Below are 19338 nucleotides of genomic sequence, written 5' to 3'. Positions count from 1 at the left end.
CCCCCAGGATCGGGGGTCGCCCCGTCAGATTCCGGGGAGGCAACCCCCCAACTGAAGGGATAACCGCTCAGATGGGGGGTCGCCCACTCAAGTCGGGGGTTGCCCGCTGAGGTGGGGGGTTGCCCGTTGGGGATCTGGGTGGGCAACCCCCCAGATGGAGGGATGACCGCTCGGATCGGGGGTTGCCCACTCAAGTCGGGGGTTGCCCGCTGAGGTGGGGGACGAGAGGGCTGGGATGGGGTGGGGTGGGGGTTAGGCGGGTGGGGGTTTTAGGCCGGTGGTGTGGAGTTCGAGGGTGGCTAGTTGGCGGATGACTGTGGAGTCGCCTTCTCGCCAGGCGGTTACGGGGTCGGGGGAGATGCGGGCGAGTTTGTGCATGGGCTGGTTGGCCATGGCGCGGAGGGCGAAGAGGTCCAGGTCGGCGGCGTTGTCGATGAAGCGTTGGGCGGCGGTGGCGCGGCGGATGAAGCGGATGCGGCGCGGGAGCCAGATGAGGACGGCGAAGAGGATGGGGAGGGTGATGGTGACGGCGGCCAGGACGTAGGCGAGTTGTTCGACGGCGTGGGCCTGGTCGCGGCCGGCTTGGGCGAGGCGGGCGGCGGCTGCGGCGGCGCCGTCGATGGGTGAGCGGAGTTCGTCGCCGACGGCGGGGACCTTGCCGATGGGTTCGGACAGGCGGCGGAGGTCGCCGGCCAGGCCGTCGCCGGCCTCGGCGGTTTTGCGGCCTGGGGCGCCGAGGGCGTTGGTGATGCGGAAGACCAGCAGGCCGACCTTCACGCACACGTAGATCCATCCGACCAGCAGCAGGTCGCCGAAGAGCTGCCAGAACCGCTGCCGACCGACCTGCGAGTAGAGCTTCATTGCCCAGACGCTAGAGGGAAGAACGCAGATCCCACAGCAACGGGTAGTAACGAAGGTCTAGCCGGCTGCGCAGGTAGTTGGCGCCGGAGGAGCCGCCGGTGCCGGGTTTGGTGCCGATCATGCGCTCGACCATGACGACGTGGCGGGCGCGCCAGGCGGCGGCGAGCTCGTCGTGTTGGAGGAGTGCCTCGGCGAGCTCCCAGACGGCACCGTAGTGGGCGCGGTCACCGGCGACCTTGCGGAGCGCGTCGCTGATCGAATCGTCGGAGTCGGTCTCGAAACCGGCCTTCCCCAGTACGGCGAGGAAGGCGTTCCACAGGCTCGGTTCTTCGAGCCGGCGCTCGAGGCGGGCGGTTTCGGCCTCGGTCAGCCCGCGGAACCGCCGTACGAAGGAGGGGTCCTTCGCGGCGGACAGGAACTCGATCTCGCGGAACTGCACGGACTGGAACCCGCTGGCCGGTGACAACCGGTGCCGGAACTCGCCGAAGTCCTGCGGGGTCATCGTCTCGAGGATGTCGACCTGCTGGGTGAGGGTGCGCTCGATGGTGTGCACGCGGCGCAGCAGGTGCTGGGCCAGCCACAGCTCGTCGTTCAGCATCGCGTCCCGGGAGGCGGTCAGCTCGTGCAGCACCTGCTTGAACCACAGCTCGTAGACCTGGTGGATCGTGATGAACAGCAACTCGTCGTGCGCGGGCGGGTTCGACTCCAGCCGCTGCTGGTCGAGCAGTTGCGGTAACCGCAGGTAGCTGCCGTACGTCAGCCGGCCACCTTCTTCACCGAAGTTGACCTCGACCCCGCCCCAACGCCCCGTAACCACCTCTTCTGCCATGTGGCTGAGGCTATATCAGGCGGTTCGTGACCGGTCAGGCATTGGCTCGTTGGACCTGAGGTACGCCGATGAAGGAGTTGCATGTCAGCCACGGTTGAAGCCCCGCTGGTCCCGGGCCCGGTTCAGGGACCGACGCGGGAAGAGCCGTTGGTCGAGGCGTTGCTGCTGGACGACTACCGGTCGCTGGCCCGCCTGGCCTACCTGATCCTGCCGCCGTCGATCAGCCGCTCCCGGCGGATCGCGACCGCGCACCGCGTCGTCCAGTACGCCGTACCTCCGGGGCTGCCGGTGCCGGACCGGGAGCCCCGTGAGTTCCTGCGCCGCCGGGTCGTCCAGGAGGCGGCCCGGCAGGCGGCTCAGCGGCCTGTCCTCGAGCGGCTGGGCAGTGTCTTCGCCCCTGCGGACCCGGCGAACTTCGACCCGTGCGCGATCGACCTCGACCGGACCGCGATCGTACGGCGGTGCCGGCGCGGCCGCCGGGTCGCGCTGGCCGGTACCGGGGTGCTCACCGCCTGCGTGCTGGCCGCGTTGCTGCTGATGTCTTGACGTCGCGTTAGCTGCCACCTACTTTCGGTTCACCGCCTCCCCCTACCGCCCCAGGGAGTTTCGTGATGTTCGGTGGAATCGTTTCCAGTCTCAGCTTGCTCATCACTCCACTCGGTGCCCCAGCGCCCGCGCCCGCGACCCCGGAGGTCCCCTTGGCGCCGCAAGCCACGATCTGCAACAAGTACTGCGACGCCCGCGACCCGGCGCTGTCCCCCGGCGACCGCTCGCCGGTTTCGACGACTTTGTTCGGCCGGACCTTCCGCCTGCACTTCGACGACGCCGACGCGATGGGTTGGGGGACGATCGAGGGCGGCAGCCCTGGTGACGAGGTCTGGCTGGACCGCTCGATGGACGGCGGCCGCAGTTGGAGCGATGGCAGCAAGCTCGGCGCGACCGCGATCCCCAGCGGCCAGACCGGCTGGCGGACGCTGATGTACAACGTCGATGACTGGGCCAACCAGGGCGTCGGCGCACTGCGCGTCTGCGGCAAGGCCGGCGACCGCCCCGACATCACCTGCTCTCCCTGGGCTCGTACGACGTGGAACGCCTGGGACCGCCGTACGGCGGCTGCGACCGCGCTGATGCAGGACTACAACCGGTCCACGGGACTGTGGCGGACCACAGGCTGGTGGAACTCGGCCAACGCGTTGAACGCGGTCATCGACAACATTCGCGTGAGTGGCATGAACAGCTACAAGTACGCGATCGGCCGCACGTACGACCTCAACCTGAACGCAGCGCAAGGGCAGTTCCGCAACGACTACATCGACGACACCGGTTGGTGGGGTCTGACCTGGATCGCGGCCTACGACCTGACTGGGGAAGCGCGCTATCTGCAGACGGCTCGGGCCGACGCCGACCACATGGCGGCGTACTGGGACAACGTCTGTGGTGGCGGGGTCTGGTGGAGTCAGGCGAAGACCTACAAGAACGCGATCACCAACGCGCTCTACATCCAGCTCAGCGCTGCTCTGCACAATCGGATCGCCGGGGACACGACGTATCTGCAGCGGGCGCAGAATGGATGGACGTGGTTCCAGCAGACCGGGATGATCAACAGTTCGAACCTGATCAACGATGGAATCAACCTGTCTACCTGCAAGAACAACGGGGACACCACCTGGACCTATAACCAGGGGGTTCCGATCGCGGCACTGGTCGAGTTGTCGAAGGCAACTAACAACTCGTCTTATTTGACGACTGCGCGTCAGCTTGCCAACGCGTCGACGACCGCTTCCGGACTGCACACATCCGACGGCATTCTGCGGGAGCCGTGTGAGGGTGGCGATTGCGGTGGGGACGGGCCGTCGTTCAAGGGGATCTATGCGCGGTCTTTGACTGTTTTGAATACCGCGTTGTCCGATCACCCCTACTCGACGTACTTGCGTCGGCAGGCGGATCGCGCGTACGCCGCGGATCGGACGCCGATGGATCAGTACGGACTGCGCTGGTACGGCCCAGTCGACAAGGTGGACGGGGCTCGGCAGCAGTCGGCGGTGGACCTGCTCAATGCGCCGGTCTGACAACATTCGCCCGGTGGAGATCGAAGAGTACGGCTCGCAGTGGCGCGCGACGCTGCTGCGAGTCCATCGGGAGTCCGACTGCATCTTCCGGCTGACCCTGCTGGTCGATCCGGATCGCGGTGCCGAGGGGATCGTGTTCACCGAGTTCTACGACTATGGGCCGCTTGGTAGCGACCCTGGGCGGGAGTACGGCTACAGCGTGCAGGCGCCGTACGCCGTACTCGACGTACTGGCCGATGCGTACTCACCAGGGATCGCGGGGCCGGCGCGGGAGCGGCTGGCGGCTGGGTTGGCCTCGCTGGTCGCTGAGGGTGTGCTGGGTGACGGACTGGCCTTGAAGGACAACCAGGCCAAGGTGCTCGCCGGATTCCAGGCGGCTGGGGTGCCGGCGAAGCTGAGTACGTGGTTCTGGATGAATTCGGATTGATTTGAGCTGGTCTCCGGCATAATTCGGCGGCATGAGTGGTGGGACGGATCTGGGCGGGCTGCGGCGGATCAACGAGCTGGCGATCCTGACCGCTGTCCGCGCGGGTGCCGACACACTGACCGAGGTGGTGCGCGAGACCGGTCTGGCGCGGGCGTCGGTCGGTGAGGTGACGCGTGACCTCGTCGCCAGCGGCTGGCTGAGCGAGGCGGCACCAGTGGTGCGCGGGCGTGGCCGGCCTGCCGTTCGGTACGAGTACCGGGCCGGGGCGGGTGTGCTGATCGGCGCGGACATCGGTGCCTTCAACCTCCGAGTCGCGATCTCCGACCTGACCGGTCGCCCACTAGCCCACTCCCGCCGCTTCACCACCCCCGAGGTGCCGGCCCGACAACGCCTCAAGCTCCTCGACGCAGCAATCAACGACTGCCTCCGCGACACCAACCGCACCCGCGACGACATCTGGGGCGTAGTAGCCGGCAGCACCGGCCGAGTAGGCAACGGACGAGTGCTGTTGTCGGCCGCAATCCCAGACTGGACAGGCGTAGACCTAGCCGCCCACCTCCGCCAATCCCTCCCGCACGCCCTGGTCGCCGTAGACAACGACAGCCGCCTAGCCGCCCTAGCCGAACAAAAGCTCGGCGCGGGGCGGCCGGAGAGTTTGATGCTACTCCAGGCGGGGCGGCGGACTGGACTTGGGTTGGTGGTTAATGGGCGTCCGCACGCTGGGTTCGGTGGGGTTGCGGGTGATCTCAGTCGGTTTCCTGCGTTGAAGTGGGAAGGCGCGATGGAGTACCTCCAGCTGAGCGGGGTGGCACCTGCGTCCGGCGCGACGTCGGATCCGGTGGCTGACACGCTCAACGCCGCGATCGAGGGGTCCCCCGCCGCGCTGGCCGCGGTCCGGCGGTATATCCGGATGCTCGCGAACACTGCGGGTGCCGTCGTGTCGATCCTCGATCCTGAGGTGCTCGTGCTCGGCGGCTCACTTGCGGCGTACGGCGACTTACTACTACCGCTGCTCGCCTCGGAGCTCGAACTGCTGTGCCTGCGGATGCCGCGGCTCGAAGCCTCCACCCTCGGCGCGGACTGCGCCGTGCTCGGCGCTCTCTGCGCGGCGGCTGAGCTTGTCGATGACGCACTCGTCGGCTCAGGACCGGGCCCGCTCCCGGTGCACACCCGGCCGAGGGTTTCGACCTGAGTCGAAGGCTGGTTGCCAGGAGGGCGGACTGGCCTTATATCTAAGGAGTCCGTCATAAATAAGGAGCTCCGATGTCCGACACCGCCCCGCGTCGCTCCCCTGCTACCAACCAACTGGTTGGTCGGCGGCAATTGCTCGGCTGGATGGGAGCAGGCGCAGTCGTCGCCGGCCTCCCCCTCTCGCAGACCGCATCCGCGGCCGGCCTGGGCACCACCGCGGCACCACTCACGATCTGGCTCCCCTCCCCCGCCGACAAGATCAAGCGCGACCGACCCTTCGGACCATCGACGGACACCATCCGGCTTCAAGCCGCCCGGAACGAGTACGAGTCGGGCCAGGTGATCATCCGGACCACCAGCGGCACCACCAACGTCAGCGTCAGCGCGAGCGAGCTCACCGGACCGGGCGGCGCGAAGCTGACCGGGATCGAGGTCTTCGAGCAGCGCTACATCACCGTCGACCGACTCACACCAGGCGCGGGCGGATGGGGCCCCGGCACCTACCCCGACGCGCTCGTCCCGCTACCGCGCACCCGCCTCATCACGGCGAGCACAAACGCCAACCTGGGCATCTGGTTCACGGTGAACATCCCGAAGGGCGCACCCGCCGGCCACTACACCGGCGAGCTCACCATCACCGGCGGGACCGCACCCGTCGTCGTACCGATCGATCTCGAGGTCTGGAACTTCGAGCTCCCCGAGAAGTGGAGCACCGCGACCGCAGTATCGATCTGGTACCAGCAGGTCGCCCGCGCGCACGACGTCCCGTACGGCGACGCTCGCCACGAGCCGTTGATGCGCAAGTACTACGAGTTCCAGCTGAAGAACCGGCTGCTGTCCAGCGACATCCCGCTGCCGATGAAGCCCAAGGTCGGGGGCCGACCTGACCTGCTGACGCCCGGCCCGGGGCAGGACCCGGAGCCCGCCGAGTTCCTGGCCGGCGCCGACAAGTACCTGAACGACCCGCGCGTCGTCCGGTACCGCATCCCGCTCTACACGACCGGCGACAACGACAACGGCTTCCACACCGACGCGGACAAACTCCGGCAGGTGGTCGACGGCCTGCGCGCCAAGGGCATCCTCGATCGCGCCTACGGCTACTACGCGGACGAGCCGCTGAACGAGACGGCGTACACGAATGTGCGCAAGCTGTTCGACACCGTCCGCGCGATCGCCCCCGACCTGACGCACATCCTCACCCTCGAACACCTGCCCGAGCAGAAGCTGCTCGACTTCGTCCGCGCCTGGTGTTTCGTGATCACCGTCCCCAAACCGGAGCTGCCCGGAATCGTTGCCCAGCTCAAGGAACGCGGCGATCTGGTCTGGTGGTACAACGCCGTCGGTCACCACTACCCACTGCCGGGCACCTTCATCGCCGACAGCGGAGTCGGGCACCGGGTGCTGCCGTGGATCCAGCACGATCTGGGCGTTGAGGGCTACCTGCACTGGTCGAGCACGGTGTTCGGCCACTGGATCCACCCCCTGGGTTACGAGCCCGCCGATCGCTGGACCAACGCGTACGGGTTGGAGACCGCCCCCGGCGACGGCTTCCTGATGTACCCGGGCAACGCGGTCGGCATCGACGGGCCCGTCGGGACCGTCCGGCTGGAGTGGCTGCGCGAGGGCTTCGAGGACCTCGAGTACCTCGCCCTGTACGACCGGAAGGCCGATGCGCTCGCGGCGAGCTGGGGTGTGCCGAAACCCCAGCGTGGACTGGGTTCCTACCACGACATCCTGCACGGCGGCCTGACGCCGTACCGGGACGATCCGGCGCTGTTCCACAGGATCCGCGCGCAGGTCGGGGCCGAGATCGCCCAGCTGTTCGGTACGACGCCCGCCCTGGTCCGCGTCGACAAGCCGACGGCCGGTCACGTGGTGGTCGAGCTGATCACGCTCAAGGACGCCGCGGTCCGGATCGGCGGCGTCAGCAGCACGCCGGTCGCCGTCCAGGGACCGTCGGCGACCCATCGCGTCGTCCTCGACCTGCCGGCCGGCGAAGCCACGATCGAGCTTTCGGTTGCTGGAAGCAACTTCTCGCGCACGTTCCAGGTCGCACCGGTGGCGACTCCGCACGAGATCGTGATCAACTCGTTCGAGAGCCCGGCCGACGTGGCCCGCCTGGTCACTCAGGAGGCGAGCGCGACCTTCAGCGACCAGCACCCGACCACCGGCGGCAATTCGGCCAAGCTGGTCTTCAACGCGCGGACCGCCGATCCGCAGTGGTCCGGCGTCTACCTGTACACGCAGCGCGAAGGGCACCCCGAGCAGTCGATCGGCCGCAACGACTGGTCGCAGCTCGATGCTGTTGCCTTCGACATCTACAACGACTCCGACAACCTCGTCGTCATGTACTGCGACTTCCATGACCCCGTCAATCTGGACAGCGGCAACCCGTTCTATCTGGCACCACGTAAGCAGGAGCGGGTCGTCGTACCGCTGACCGGACTGATCAGCGACCTCCCGCGCATCACCTCCATTCATCTGCGCGTGGATCGTCGAGGGGACGAGCCGTTGACGGTGTACCTGGACAACGTGCGGTTCCTGCGCAGCAAGACCGGCCTGCCGACACCGGGTACGTGGTCCCGGCAGGACTCCGACCGCCGAATGACAGTCCAGACTGTCCGCCCGGACGGAGCGATCGCTTACGCGCGGGAGAACGGCACCAGCTGGGATGTCACGAGTGTCGCGGCCGGAGTCACCGGTGTGGTCGCCGGTGCGGTCGACACGGCCGCCCGGATGAACCTGCTCGGCGTGACGCCGACTGGTCAACTGCGGTGGAGTCGATTGGACGGCTCGTGGACACACGCCCTGGTGGACGCCGGAACAACGCTGACCGGTACGCCGGCCGTCGTACTGGATGCTGCCGGCAAGCTGACGTACTTCGCGCGCACCACTGCCGGGAACCTGATCCGCGGCCGTCAGACCGCACCCGGGGCAACTACGTGGGTGTCGGCCTATGTCCTGGACCTGAGCGGCAACAGGGCCGTGGTCAGCGGGGACCCTGCCAGCGTGCAGGATCCGTCCGGCAAGCTGACGTACTTCGTGCGCGGCCACAACGGTGAGCTCCTGCACGGCTGGGAGCAAGCCCCTGGCAACGACCAGTGGGGCGTGGACGTCATCCGGCAGGGTGGGAACGGCGCTGTCGCACTCATCGAGGGACGCCCCGCAGTGTCGCAAGAGATCTCCGGACGGCTCACCTTCCACGCGCGGACGGCATCAGGCGGCATCCTGCACGGCTGGCAGTCCACACCAGGCAACGGCCCGTGGCGGTACGACGGTCTGCCGGTGACCGCCACCATCGCCGGGGATCCGGTCAGTGCGCTCGATGCCTCCGGCAAGCTGGTGTACTTCGCCCGCACCGCCGACAACCGCACCTTCCACGGCTGGCAGCGATACCCGGCCAGCGGTCCATGGGACAGCACGGTGATCGATACCGCTGGCATCGCAGCAGACGGCACCACGACGCAGTCCGCCGACGGCCGTCTGCACTACTTCGCCCGCCTCACCTCCGGCCGCCTCGGCCACTGGTGGCAGGACGCTCCCGGTATCGGTCCCTGGCACGGCGCTGACATCCAGGGGGCGTGACATGCCTGCGGCTAGTTGGTGACCGATGCGTGATGCCATGATGGCCCGATGGAACTGAAGCTGTCCGCGTCGTACGACGCCACGCCCGAGGAAGTGTTCGCAGTCGTCACGGACAAGACGTTCCGTGAGCAGGCCTGCGAGAAGACCAACGCGTTGTCGTACGACGTGCAGGTGACCGAGTCCGGCGGTGACACGATCGTCAAGGTGACCCGGGAGATGCCGTCGGACGACGTACCGGACATCGCCCGCAAGTTCGTCGGCCAGACGCTGACCGTCGTACAGACCGAGACCTGGCACGCCGCGGCCGCCGACGGGTCCCGGAAGGCCGACGTGGCCGGGGAGATCACCAACACCCCGGTCAGCCTGAAGGGCACCGCGGACATCACCTCGGGCGGCGCTCAGACCACCCAGGGCATCGTGCTGGACGTCAAGGTCGCCGTACCGCTGATCGGCAAGAAGATCGAGCCGTTCGTGGTCGACGCCATCCGCAAGGGTCTGGTCAAGGAGCACGAGCTCGGCCAGGACTGGACCAAGTAGAACCTTCGTGTGTCGCTGCCGGGTCAATCGATCCGGCAGTGGCACGCTGTGGAGTGAGTGCTCCCTGGAGGTGAGCCTGGATGCGGAAACTGCAGCTGTACGCCGACACCGCCCAGTACTGCGTGATCTGCGCGGGCACGATGCCGTTCGAGCGCGTCGACGCCGTTGATCACGACCACGACGAAACGACCGAGCTGATCTGCGTGGCCTGCGGGTACGCACTGCTCGTCGACCCACCACTGCAGGAGCTCGGCCGCTCCGCTTAGACGGGTGGCCCGAGGAAACAGACGACGCGTTTGGCGCGTGCTGGGTCGAGTGCGTTGGCCACCAGTTGGGCGACGGTCGGATCGAACGCCAGACCGACGTGACCGACCGGGTCGAGCGGGCAGGTGTCCTGCACGAACTTGTTGGTGACACCCGGCTCGCGGATGAACGACGTCTCGTGCGGGGTGACCAACGGGTCGAACCGGCTGGCGATCACCGTGTACTTGACGCCGGGCTGGGCAATCGGTCCTGCGGTTAGCTGGTCAACTGCTGAACCACCGACGATCAGCTGGTCACACGCCGGGCAGCCGAAGTCACGCAGTACCTGGTCCACCAGCGGCCGCAGACCGAGGTAGTCGCCGACACTCACCAGTCCGCCGAAAGTGGTCCCGTGCGTGGGCGGCGCGAGCGCGACCACCTTGCCCACGTGCGCGGCGTACCCACGGATCTTTGGGCCGTAGATGCTCTGGAAGCCGCCCTCGGAGTGGCCGACGATGTCGACCTTGGCGGCACCGGTCGACTGCCGGACCTGCTGGATGAAGGCGTCGATCTGCGCGGCCGACTCGGCGATCGGGATGGTGCCACCGGCCGGGATCGCCGGCGTTGCCTGGCCGTAGGTGAGCGTGAAGGTGCAGTAACCCTTCGCGGCAAGGTAGGGCGCCAGGTAGGAGAAGTTGCCGGGGCCGTTGCCGCCCAGGCCGTGCAGGAGAACGACCGGGTTCGGGTGCGCGGAGGACGGCGTACAGGCGGCTGCGGAGGCGGGCGTCGTGGTAACCAGGGCGGTTGTCACCACGGCGCCGGACACCAGCGCAGCAAGGGTTCGTAGGAGGCGATTGGACATGACGTGCTCCCCGTGACGTATCGTTCGGTGACCGGCGGGTAACCGAGAGTTGAGCACGTCTTCGGGTTCTTGACAAGACCTCGTGTTCAAAACCAGGTCCGCTGGTTACAGAACCGGAAGCGGGGGTAACGTCCAGCGCATGAGTAGGACCATTCGGGGCTTGGACGCGGAGCAGCGGCGGGCCGAGCGGCGCGAGCAACTGCTCGACGCAGCGCTCAAACTGTTCGCGGCCAACGGCTACCTCGGTACGTCGATCGAGCAGATCTGCACGACGGCGTACATCGGGACCAAGAGCTTCTACGAGCTGTTCACGAGTCGCGAGGAGTGTTACGTCGCGGTGCTGCGCCGGACCTCGGACCGGCTCGAGGAGCGGATGGTGGAGGCCGCGCGGCAGGCCACCGGGAACGAGCGGCAGGAGGCGCCGCGGCTGCTCGCGACCTTCGTGCACGCGCTCGTCGACGACCCGCAGATCACCCGGGTCACGTTCGGGATGGCCTCCGGGATCTCGGAGAGTGTCGAGCGCGAACGCCGTACCAACCGTCGCTGGGCGGCCGGCTTCCTCGAACAGCTCTGGGACGCGTACGACGGCCCGCCGGCCGAGGATCTGCGCGCGGTCCGGCATGGGGTGGCGATCGGGCTGGTCGGCGGCATGTTCGACCTGATCTCCGACTGGCTGCTGGACGCCGACCTCACCAACCAGCAACAAATCGAAGCCCTGATCGACGACCTCACCACCTTCTACATCACCGTCCGCCGCGGCCTCACCAAGTAGTTACTCGAAGACCAGCGTGCGGAGGGCGACGTGGCCTTCCTCGTCGATGACGTAGTGGGCGTGCCCCGCGTGATCGACGGCAACGCCTTCGACGCGGCGGATGTCGCCGAACCGGTGCACGACCTTCGTGTTGGCCGGGCCGTCCTCGTCGAGGGTGAAGCGGATGTGCTCGGACTCCGCCACGGCACCTTCCGGGTGATCGGCGAGCACGGTCGCGTTCTTGCCAATCGCGTCCAGGTCGCCGACGATCGCGTCGTACTCGCGTCCGTCGCGGGTGTCGAGCGCGCGGAAGCCCACCGGAGCCTCGGGTGAGCCGGCGTCGGGGATGACCCACGCGTGGCCACAGCGCGGTACGGCGTCCGGGTCGGCGAAGAGCTCGTCGACGTTCTCGAGCTCGACGAGGATCGGATGTCCGTCGGCGGTGACCGGATACCGCAGACCGAGCAGCAACCTGCCGTCGGCGGTGAACTCGGCCGCCTCGATGTTGACCGGATGATCGGTCGCGTGCAGCGTGCCGTGCCAGCGCTTGCCCTTGAGCTCACCCGCGGCGATGGTCGCGTCGACGTACGCGGCCTGTCCGAGCGGGCCGAGCGGAATCAGGTCCAGGCCGGCCAGCGCGTCATTGATTGCCCGATGCAGTCCGAAACGCATCCGGACCACCTCGAGCTCAGCCGGCGTACCGTCGTCCAACGCTCGGGCGATCTCGGCCTCGCTGACGCGAGCGATCCAGGAACGCTTGGCGTTGAGCGGGCCGCGCTTCTTCCCGAACTGCGAACCGACCAGATACACGTAGCCGTCATGGGAGGCGCAGGCCTCGGCATCCTCGGTCTTGCCGTTGTGGATGCCGGCGTCGGCCGGGATCCGGACCGCCGTCCAGCCCTCGTCGAGCGGCGCACCGGCGGCGTGGGCGAGCAGGGCGATCGAGTTCTCCGCGGTCGCCTCGTCGAGCACCGTCACGAACGCCCGCTCCCACCCGCGCCGGGCCAGCTCGTCGGGGCCGAACACGCGGCACAGGTCGGACGCTTCGTTGGGGTCGAGGTGCAGATCGGTCTCATGCATATCTGGAAGACGCTCCGTCAGACTCGATCGATTCCGCTTTGCAGAGATCCCCGGGACATCCCTGAGGAACTCCAGGGTGTCCCGGGGGCTCGCTCAGCCCTGGTGCGGGTAGCGGTAGTCGGTCGGCGGCGCGAAGGTCTCCTTCATCGACCGCGGGGAGGCCCAGCGGATCAGGTTCCACATCGAGCCGGCCTTGTCGTTCGTCCCGGAGGCGCGGGCGCCACCGAACGGCTGCTGGCCGACGACCGCACCGGTCGGCTTGTCGTTGACGTAGAAGTTGCCCGCCGCGAAGCGCAGGTAGTCCGCCGCCTCGGCCACCGCGTACCGGTCCTGGGCGATGACCGCCCCGGTCAGACCGTACGGCGCCGAATTCTCCATGCCCTTGAGCACCGACGAGTAGTCGGCGTCGTCGTACACGTGCACGCCGAGGATCGGACCGAAGTACTCGGTGGTGAAGATCTCGTCGGTCGGGTCGTCGGAGACCAGCAGCGTCGGCCGGACGAAGTACCCCTCCGAGTCGTCATAGGTGCCACCGGCAACGACCTGGATCGCGTCGGTCGCCGCAGCCCGGTCCAGCGCCGCCTTGTGCTTGGCGAAGGCCCGGTCGTCGATGACGGCGCCGATGAAGTTCGACAGGTCGCTGACATCACCCTGGGTCAGCGAGTCGGTCTCGGCGATGATGTCGTCCTTGATCTGGTTCCAGACCGAGCGCGGCACGTAGGAGCGGCTCGCGGCCGAGCACTTCTGGCCCTGGTACTCGAACGCGCCGCGAACCATCGCGGTCTTCAGCACCGCCGGGTCGGCCGACGGGTGCGCGAGGATGAAGTCCTTGCCACCGGTCTCCCCGACCAGCCGCGGATAAGTCTTGTACGACGCGATGTTCGTCCCGACCGTCGCCCACAGCGACTGGAACGTCTTGGTCGAACCGGTGAAGTGGATCCCGGCCAGATCCGGGTGAGTCAGCGCAGCCTTGCTGACGTCGATGCCGTCACCGGTGACCAGGTTGATCACGCCAGCCGGCAAGCCGGCCGCCTCGAACAGCCGCATCGTCCAGTGCGCCGCGAACTGCTGCGTCGGCGACGCCTTCCACACCACGGTGTTACCCATCAACGCCGGCGCGGTCGGCAGGTTGCCGGCGATCGCGGTGAAGTTGAACGGCGTGATCGCGTAGACGAACCCCTCGAGCGGCCGGTAGTCGACCCGGTTCCAGATCCCCGGGCTCGAGATCGGCTGGTCGTTGATGATGTTGCGCGCGAACGCGACATTGAACCGCAGGAAGTCGATCAGCTCACAGGCTGCGTCGATCTCGGCCTGCTGCACCGTCTTCGACTGCCCCAGCATGGTCGCCGCATTCAGCGTGTCCCGCCACGGCCCGGCCAGCAGATCGGCCGCCTTCAGGAAGATCGCAGCCCGGTCGTCGAAGCTCAGTGCCCGCCAGCTCGGCGCCGCGGCCAGCGCCGCGTCCACGGCCGCCTTCCCGTCCGCCTCAGTAGCGTTGCCCAGAGTGCCAAGAACATGGGCATGCTTATGCGGCTGCACAACGTCGATCCGGGCGCCACCACCCAGCTTCTGCTCCCCGCCGATCGTGCAAGTCAGGTCAATCGCACCCGCGGCGTTGAACTCCTTCAGCTTCGCCTCCAGACTCGCCCGCTCGCCTGATCCGGGCGCATAGCCCTTCACTGGCTCGTTCACAGGGGTCGGGACTGCAGTGACGGCATCCATGGGGTGCGGCGCTCCTCGGTCGGCTCTACTGGATCTCAGCTGGCGCTCTCATGGTGCCACGACCAACCCCGGACCACGAACCTGACAGGTACGTTCGACCACATGAGCGGAATAGGCCACTTCACAAACGCACAAGCCCAGGCGTCCTACCTGTCCTTGTACGACGCGACGATCGCAGCCATCCCCGGCTCCCCGACCGTCCACGACATACCAACCACCTTCGGCCAGGTCCGCGTCTACCGCTTCGGCTCCGCCACCGGAACGCCGTACATGCTCCTCCACGGCCGCGGCGCCACCACCGCCATGTGGGAACCGAACCTGGCGGGGTTGGCCGCCTCCCGAACCGTCTACGCCCTCGACTCCCTAGGCGAACCCGGCCGAAGCATCCAAACCCTCCCCATCCGAACCTCCGCCGACCAGGCAGCGTGGGTCTTGGAGGTCCTCGACGGGTTGGGCATCGACCGCGCCCACTTCGCCGGCGTCTCCGGAGGCGGCTGGCTAGCCTTCAACCAAGCCCTCCACACCCCCGACCGAGTAGCCACCGCCGCCCTGATCGAACCAGCCCACGTCCTAGCCCGCTTCTCCCCAAAGTTCTTGCTGGGCGGCCTCTCCCTACTCCCCGGCATCCCCCAACGCTACGGCGACCGCTTCCTAGCCTGGGTCTCCGGCAACCCCGACATGACCCTCCCCATCTCCCAGCTCCTCACCGCAGGCATGCACAACTACCGCATGTCCCTCCCCATGCCCGCCTACGGCACCGACGCCCAACTCCGCAGCCTCCAGATGCCCGTCCTAGCCCTCCTAGGCGGCCGCACCATCCCCCATAACCCCCACAAAGCAGGCCACCGAGCCCAATCCCTCATCCCCACCAACCAAACCGAAATCTGGCCCGAAGCCACCCACGCCTTGTCCGGCGAATTCCCCGACCAACTCAACGCCCGCCTACTGAAGTTCACCGAGCAGGCGTAGTACCTAGTCGGCCTGCTGGAGGCTCACTCCGACACAATCAAGTTCCGCGCCGCCTGCTGCCCAGTTCTTTCACAACCAACACCACTTCAAGACCGCCAGGAAACAGGCGCGAATTATCGCGAGCGCACGAAAGTCCGCTACCGATGACGGCGATCCAGTCCCTCCCTGGAGCCATGCTCACCAACGAGGACCTCACTATGGTTCCAGGTGTTCTTTAGAACATTGGCCAGTGCCGGATCCGGAGACTCGGTCAAGTACGGCGTTTCGTCCGGTTCCCGGACCGTGGCAGTCGCCGGTATTCCTAGCAGCCCCCACGGAGGGATCGCGTTCGCCAGCACACCATCGAGCCGCAGGTCGGTGTACTCGGGCTCCCACCAGACCAGGAACGCTCGCCGTAAGTCGTCCGGACTCACCGCCAGCCAGGCGCCATATGCGAGCGTGTGCCCCCGGTCCAACTGAATCGGGAGCAGTACGCGAACAAACGCCCCCAGATCGGGAACCTGCATCATGACCGACTCCCGCGCCGTCCCGTGACTCAGCCAGGCTCCTTGCGTTAGCTCTATCTCTGGAACCCCTTGCACCGCATCTGGCACCCGGAACCGCAGGTTGGGATTCCTTTCATCAACCACCTGCCCGCAGGCGCAAGCCGCAACCGCCACACCCCACCTCCTCTCGCCGCAAATAGCCAGTATTCCCCGACCACGCTCCGATCAATTATCGAAACTCAGATTCAGGCCCTGAATTCCTCAACATCGCTCCACTCCCAATAAAGTCGACCAGACTTCTCGTGTTCACCCAGATAAGCGAAAACACTGCTCGCATCGATATCAGGAGGAATGTCGATCGCGACATGCCGATTGCCGTTCCATTCGATCAGCAGGCCAGCAGCTGCACATAGCGCTTCAGTCTCGACAACTACCTTTGCAACTTGCTCTTCAGTCATCTCCTGAACCAGCAGAGCCCGGAGAACGCGCCGACCTGAACGCTGCATGACCTCCGTCACCGTCGAATCCTGCCAAGCCACACGCACGACATCACGCAGTGAGATTCCATAAAAGCAGAACGGGATGCAGCACATCTCCGCTAGGCCATCTTCTCTACGGCGTAGCCAAACTTGCTCATACTGCCCCTCAAGCCCAAAGGGCGCTAACCATATCCGAGCAATATAATTAGCCTCATTGCGAAGGACAGGGTTCTCATGCACCACAATCACCATGTCTGACACGCCGTCAAGCTTAGCACCATCACTCCATCTCGTCCGTCAGGCCGGATTCGGCGGTGAACTACTTTGGTCTCATCCATGACGGCCACCACGGCGGCGGCCACTCACCAAGGTAATTCTTTGGGGGATTGACCGGCGCTAGACGGGCACCTTTGGAGCTATTACAGGCAGTGCAAGCCGGAGTGATGTTTTCGGGATTCAGATTACCCCCCTTCACGCGCGGAATGACATGATCCAATCCCGTCGCCGGATTGGTTCTACAGTACGAACACAAAGGAGTTGGGAGCTTAGGATTACCATTCTTGCCGATATTCCACTGCTGCAAGAGACTCGGCGGAATCCTCTTGTAGGCAGTCGGTCCACCAGATGATCCGCTGGGGATCTCGACGACCGGCGGCAACGCAGGCGCTGGCGGCGCAACTCCATTAGAAGTGGAGCCGCCCGTGCCCCTAAAGATCCTTCCGAAGAAGTCACCGATACCACCCCATCGGCTCCCTCCCCCGGCCCGGCCACCACCGGCGCCACCACCACCGCCTCCATATTGTTCCCACGGCCTGCAATTGCACGCCTCGGGCAGAGCGACAGATGCGCTGAACAAGTCGTGACTGCCGAAGAACCCGGTGGTGGAAGCGTGCTCCTCAGCCCATTGGCGGGCGTGATCGACGGCGTCGGTTACGTTGTGGGCTACTCGCTCATGCCAGCGCTTCTTCTGCTTGGGGTGGTTGCTGCCGCCGTCATCGTTGCCACCGCCGTAGCCGCCGTTGGGGCCTCTGGGGTTGGGGTTGTCGTTGGGGCCGCCGGAGGGGTACAGGACGTCGACGTCGTCGTCGGTGTAGCCGCCGCCTCCGTCGCCGTCGTCGGCGTTGATGAGGCCGGTGGGGTCGGAGCCGGAGGTGGGGTTGTCGTTGGCATAGGTGTAGCCGAGCATCTGCTGGGGGTCGTTGGGGTCCAGCAGGGGGTCGAGGCTGATGAAGCGGCCGATGGTTGGGTCGTATTCGCGGGCGCCGATGGTGGTCAGGCCGGTGACTTTGTCCTCGGGTTTGTTGAGGAAGCCGTGGTCGTCAGGCCAAGCGGTTGGTTCCGTACCGCGCGGGTCGCCGAAGGGTTTGGCATAGCGCTTGGTGGCTTGGAGGGTGGCTGAGTCCACGGCGACCTGGGAGGTTCCGTGGTAGTCGGTGATCAGCCATGAGAAGTCCGCGGTCGGGGTGCCGTTGTCGGAGCGGACGCCGATGATTTGGCCGTGGAAGCTGTATTGGCGCTTGCCTTGGACCTTGCGGGTCGCCTTGTTCAGGGTGAGTTCCAGCTCGCCGAGGAAGAGGGTTGTCTCGGTTGGGTTTCGGCGGAGCAAGAGGCTGCCGTCGGCGTCGTAGACATATTCGGTGTCGCCTTCGGTGCCTGACAGTTTGGCGAGCTTGCCCTGAGCGTTCCAGGTGAGCGATTGGCCGGGACGGACCGTGGTGTTTCCGCGGGCGTCGTAGGTGTAGCTCTTCGGAGCTGCAGCGCCTGCGCCGGTCTGGGTGACGCCGGCCAGCGTGTGCGGCTGGTCGGTGTTGTAGGTAAAGGTGCTGGTGGTGTTACCCGCCGACGAGTGGTCTACCTGGGTCTTACGCAGGCCCGTCGGGGTGTAGGTCCAGGACTGCCAGTACGGCGCGACTCCGCCCAGCCCGAGCGTGCTCGGGGCCTGCGTGCAGTCGGCGTTGGCGGGTGTCCAGGCCTCGGTGATTCGACGGTGACCGTCGTAGTCGAAGCACTGAGCATCGCCACCATCTACCAGGTTGTGGTCCTTGAGGACGTTACCGGTCGGGTCGTAGGTGTACACGTGGTCCGAGACGACGTGCTCCCCCTTACCGGCGGCGCTGCGGCTCAATCGGCGGGTGCCGTCCTCATACAGGTTCGTGATCGGCATGTCGTGCTTCGAACCGAGGTCGAGCACTGTCTGATCACCGAACTGGTTGTACTCGACATCGTTGACAAAGGTGGAGCCCGCCGCGTTGTACATGCGCAGCGGTAGCCCCTGCGATGTATAGGAGAACGAGACATTGTCAGCGCCCAGACCACCACCGTCGGGGTACGAAATCAGGCTCGGAGTCTTCTGGTCCGGCTTGTAGTCGTAGTTCGTGTAGTAACTACCCTTGAGCTCGGCACCGGCGTCGCCCGGGATCCACCTGGTCACCTTGGTCGGCTGGTACATAACGTTGCGGGAATCGATCGTGGTCAGGTAGGCCGAGCCGGTCTGCCCACCAACGTAGCTCGCCGACTCTGCCGCTGGAGAAGGCTCGTCGAAGCCCTCTCCAGCAGGAAGTCCGAATCAAGCCACGAAGCGGCCCGAACTTCGCGAGTGTCAGGCCGCCTCCTTCGTCCTCATGCAACGCCAGATCGCGCCGTCCGAAGACAACCATCGGCTAGCGATACGGCGATATCGTTATCCAGCACCCCGCTGGTATGCGGAAATCTTCGTGAGCAGCACCGCGTCCGAGACTCCCTGAAAATCTACCGAATCAGATTCACCTGAGAAGGTCACCGACCCATTCTTTTGGATCTTGAAATTGCAGATCGGATTCAATGAGAAATGCGTGACCTTCACGGACTGCAGAGCCCCAAATGTGAGCTCGAGCTGAACCACATTCATCTCATCCCGAACCCATTTTGCTGGTGGATCGACCGGAAACTCCATCACGTCCAGGCGAACGACCAGAGCGGGTCCGTTGGGACTGAGGGTGAGTTCTTGGACGTACACCCGATCCAGGCTCGGCAGCGCGCCGCCGTAGACAGCGAGGATCGGTTTCGGATTACTGAGAGCGGCGATCCAATCGGACATCGAGTCTCCTATTAATACTCATAACGCTCAGCAGAGCGGACTGCGATGACCTGGCCGTTGAACGTCTACTGGCGCCTGCCTTGGGGGCTCTCGGTGGCAAGCCTTGAATCCGGTGCTGCCGTCGCGACTACTTCGTCGAGGGCGCGGCCGCGCGCCTCGCGCCTGGGCTCCC

The 19338-nt window shown here is 66.1% G+C and carries 18 protein-coding genes; 9 read left to right on the top strand and 9 right to left on the bottom strand.

What is annotated here, in order from left to right; translation table 11 throughout:
• Window positions 1-252 precede the first annotated feature (252 nt).
• Entirely contained in the window at window positions 253-861 is a 609-nt protein-coding gene (locus ABD231_RS26925; RefSeq protein ID WP_344157773.1) for a hypothetical protein, read from the bottom strand.
• 10 nt (window positions 862-871) lie between these two features.
• Window positions 872-1690 carry a tryptophan 2,3-dioxygenase gene (locus ABD231_RS26920; RefSeq protein ID WP_344157770.1) on the bottom strand — a complete coding sequence of 273 codons (819 nt, stop codon included), beginning with the start codon at window positions 1688-1690 and terminating at the stop codon, window positions 872-874.
• Window positions 1691-1771: 81 nt separating this feature from the next.
• Between ABD231_RS26920 and ABD231_RS26915 the strand changes: the two genes are divergently transcribed.
• The 7 genes from ABD231_RS26915 to ABD231_RS26885 all read left to right on the top strand — a co-directional run bounded on the left by ABD231_RS26915 (window position 1772) and on the right by ABD231_RS26885 (window position 9765).
• The gene (locus ABD231_RS26915; protein ID WP_344157767.1) at window positions 1772-2236 is read left to right on the top strand and encodes a hypothetical protein; all 465 of its coding nucleotides are present in this window, start codon (window positions 1772-1774) and stop codon (window positions 2234-2236) included.
• 65 nt (window positions 2237-2301) lie between these two features.
• A complete protein-coding gene (locus ABD231_RS26910) occupies window positions 2302-3759 on the top strand; it encodes a glycoside hydrolase family 76 protein (RefSeq protein ID WP_344157764.1) in 1458 nt (485 codons plus the stop codon).
• Window positions 3760-3772: 13 nt separating this feature from the next.
• Complete coding sequence (locus ABD231_RS26905) at window positions 3773-4186, top strand: hypothetical protein (RefSeq protein ID WP_344157761.1); 414 nt, start codon at window positions 3773-3775, stop codon at window positions 4184-4186.
• A gap of 31 nt (window positions 4187-4217) precedes the next feature.
• Complete coding sequence (locus tag ABD231_RS26900; RefSeq protein WP_344157758.1) at window positions 4218-5378, top strand: ROK family protein; 1161 nt, start codon at window positions 4218-4220, stop codon at window positions 5376-5378.
• A 71-nt stretch (window positions 5379-5449) separates the two neighbouring features.
• Window positions 5450-8962 (top strand): DUF8189 domain-containing protein, encoded by a 3513-nt coding sequence (locus ABD231_RS26895; protein WP_344157754.1) that lies wholly within the window; start codon window positions 5450-5452, stop codon window positions 8960-8962.
• A 48-nt stretch (window positions 8963-9010) separates the two neighbouring features.
• Window positions 9011-9499 carry a DUF2505 domain-containing protein gene (locus ABD231_RS26890; protein ID WP_344157751.1) on the top strand — a complete coding sequence of 163 codons (489 nt, stop codon included), beginning with the start codon at window positions 9011-9013 and terminating at the stop codon, window positions 9497-9499.
• Between the two features lie 80 nt (window positions 9500-9579).
• A complete protein-coding gene (locus tag ABD231_RS26885) occupies window positions 9580-9765 on the top strand; it encodes a hypothetical protein (protein ID WP_344157748.1) in 186 nt (61 codons plus the stop codon).
• Here the strand turns inward: ABD231_RS26885 and ABD231_RS26880 are convergent.
• Entirely contained in the window at window positions 9762-10604 is an 843-nt protein-coding gene (locus ABD231_RS26880) for an alpha/beta fold hydrolase (protein ID WP_344157745.1), read from the bottom strand. The two genes, ABD231_RS26885 and ABD231_RS26880, sit on opposite strands and share 4 nt — an antisense overlap.
• A 139-nt stretch (window positions 10605-10743) precedes the next feature.
• On the opposite strand from ABD231_RS26880, the gene ABD231_RS26875 reads away from it, so the two are divergent.
• Entirely contained in the window at window positions 10744-11376 is a 633-nt protein-coding gene (locus tag ABD231_RS26875) for a TetR/AcrR family transcriptional regulator (protein ID WP_344157742.1), read from the top strand.
• Here ABD231_RS26875 and ABD231_RS26870 read toward each other — a convergent pair whose 3' ends face one another.
• A complete protein-coding gene (locus ABD231_RS26870) occupies window positions 11377-12435 on the bottom strand; it encodes a hypothetical protein (protein ID WP_344157739.1) in 1059 nt (352 codons plus the stop codon).
• Window positions 12436-12528: 93 nt separating this feature from the next.
• Window positions 12529-14157 carry an L-glutamate gamma-semialdehyde dehydrogenase gene (gene pruA / locus ABD231_RS26865; RefSeq protein WP_344157736.1) on the bottom strand — a complete coding sequence of 543 codons (1629 nt, stop codon included), beginning with the start codon at window positions 14155-14157 and terminating at the stop codon, window positions 12529-12531.
• A gap of 102 nt (window positions 14158-14259) precedes the next feature.
• Here pruA and ABD231_RS26860 point away from each other — a divergent pair, with 102 nt between their 5' ends.
• On the top strand, window positions 14260-15126 hold the full coding sequence (locus ABD231_RS26860) for an alpha/beta fold hydrolase (protein ID WP_344157733.1): 867 nt from the start codon (window positions 14260-14262) through the stop codon (window positions 15124-15126).
• A gap of 137 nt (window positions 15127-15263) precedes the next feature.
• On the opposite strand, the gene ABD231_RS26855 is transcribed toward ABD231_RS26860, so the two are convergent.
• From ABD231_RS26855 to ABD231_RS26840, 4 genes are all read right to left on the bottom strand, one after another.
• Entirely contained in the window at window positions 15264-15755 is a 492-nt protein-coding gene (locus tag ABD231_RS26855) for a DUF2199 domain-containing protein (RefSeq protein WP_344158231.1), read from the bottom strand.
• A gap of 101 nt (window positions 15756-15856) precedes the next feature.
• The gene (locus ABD231_RS26850) at window positions 15857-16342 is read right to left on the bottom strand and encodes a DUF4265 domain-containing protein (RefSeq protein WP_344158227.1); all 486 of its coding nucleotides are present in this window, start codon (window positions 16340-16342) and stop codon (window positions 15857-15859) included.
• A gap of 67 nt (window positions 16343-16409) precedes the next feature.
• Window positions 16410-18521, bottom strand: a complete 2112-nt coding sequence (locus ABD231_RS26845) for an RHS repeat-associated core domain-containing protein (RefSeq protein WP_344157730.1) — start codon at window positions 18519-18521, stop codon at window positions 16410-16412.
• A gap of 249 nt (window positions 18522-18770) precedes the next feature.
• Window positions 18771-19166, bottom strand: a complete 396-nt coding sequence (locus ABD231_RS26840; protein WP_344157727.1) for an Imm50 family immunity protein — start codon at window positions 19164-19166, stop codon at window positions 18771-18773.
• Window positions 19167-19338 lie beyond the last annotated feature (172 nt).

Source organism: Kribbella yunnanensis, from assembly GCF_039529655.1.
Taxonomy (GTDB): domain Bacteria; phylum Actinomycetota; class Actinomycetes; order Propionibacteriales; family Kribbellaceae; genus Kribbella; species Kribbella yunnanensis.
Note: the sequence above shows the minus strand (reverse complement) of the source record. Positions and strands in the feature narration are given on the sequence as shown.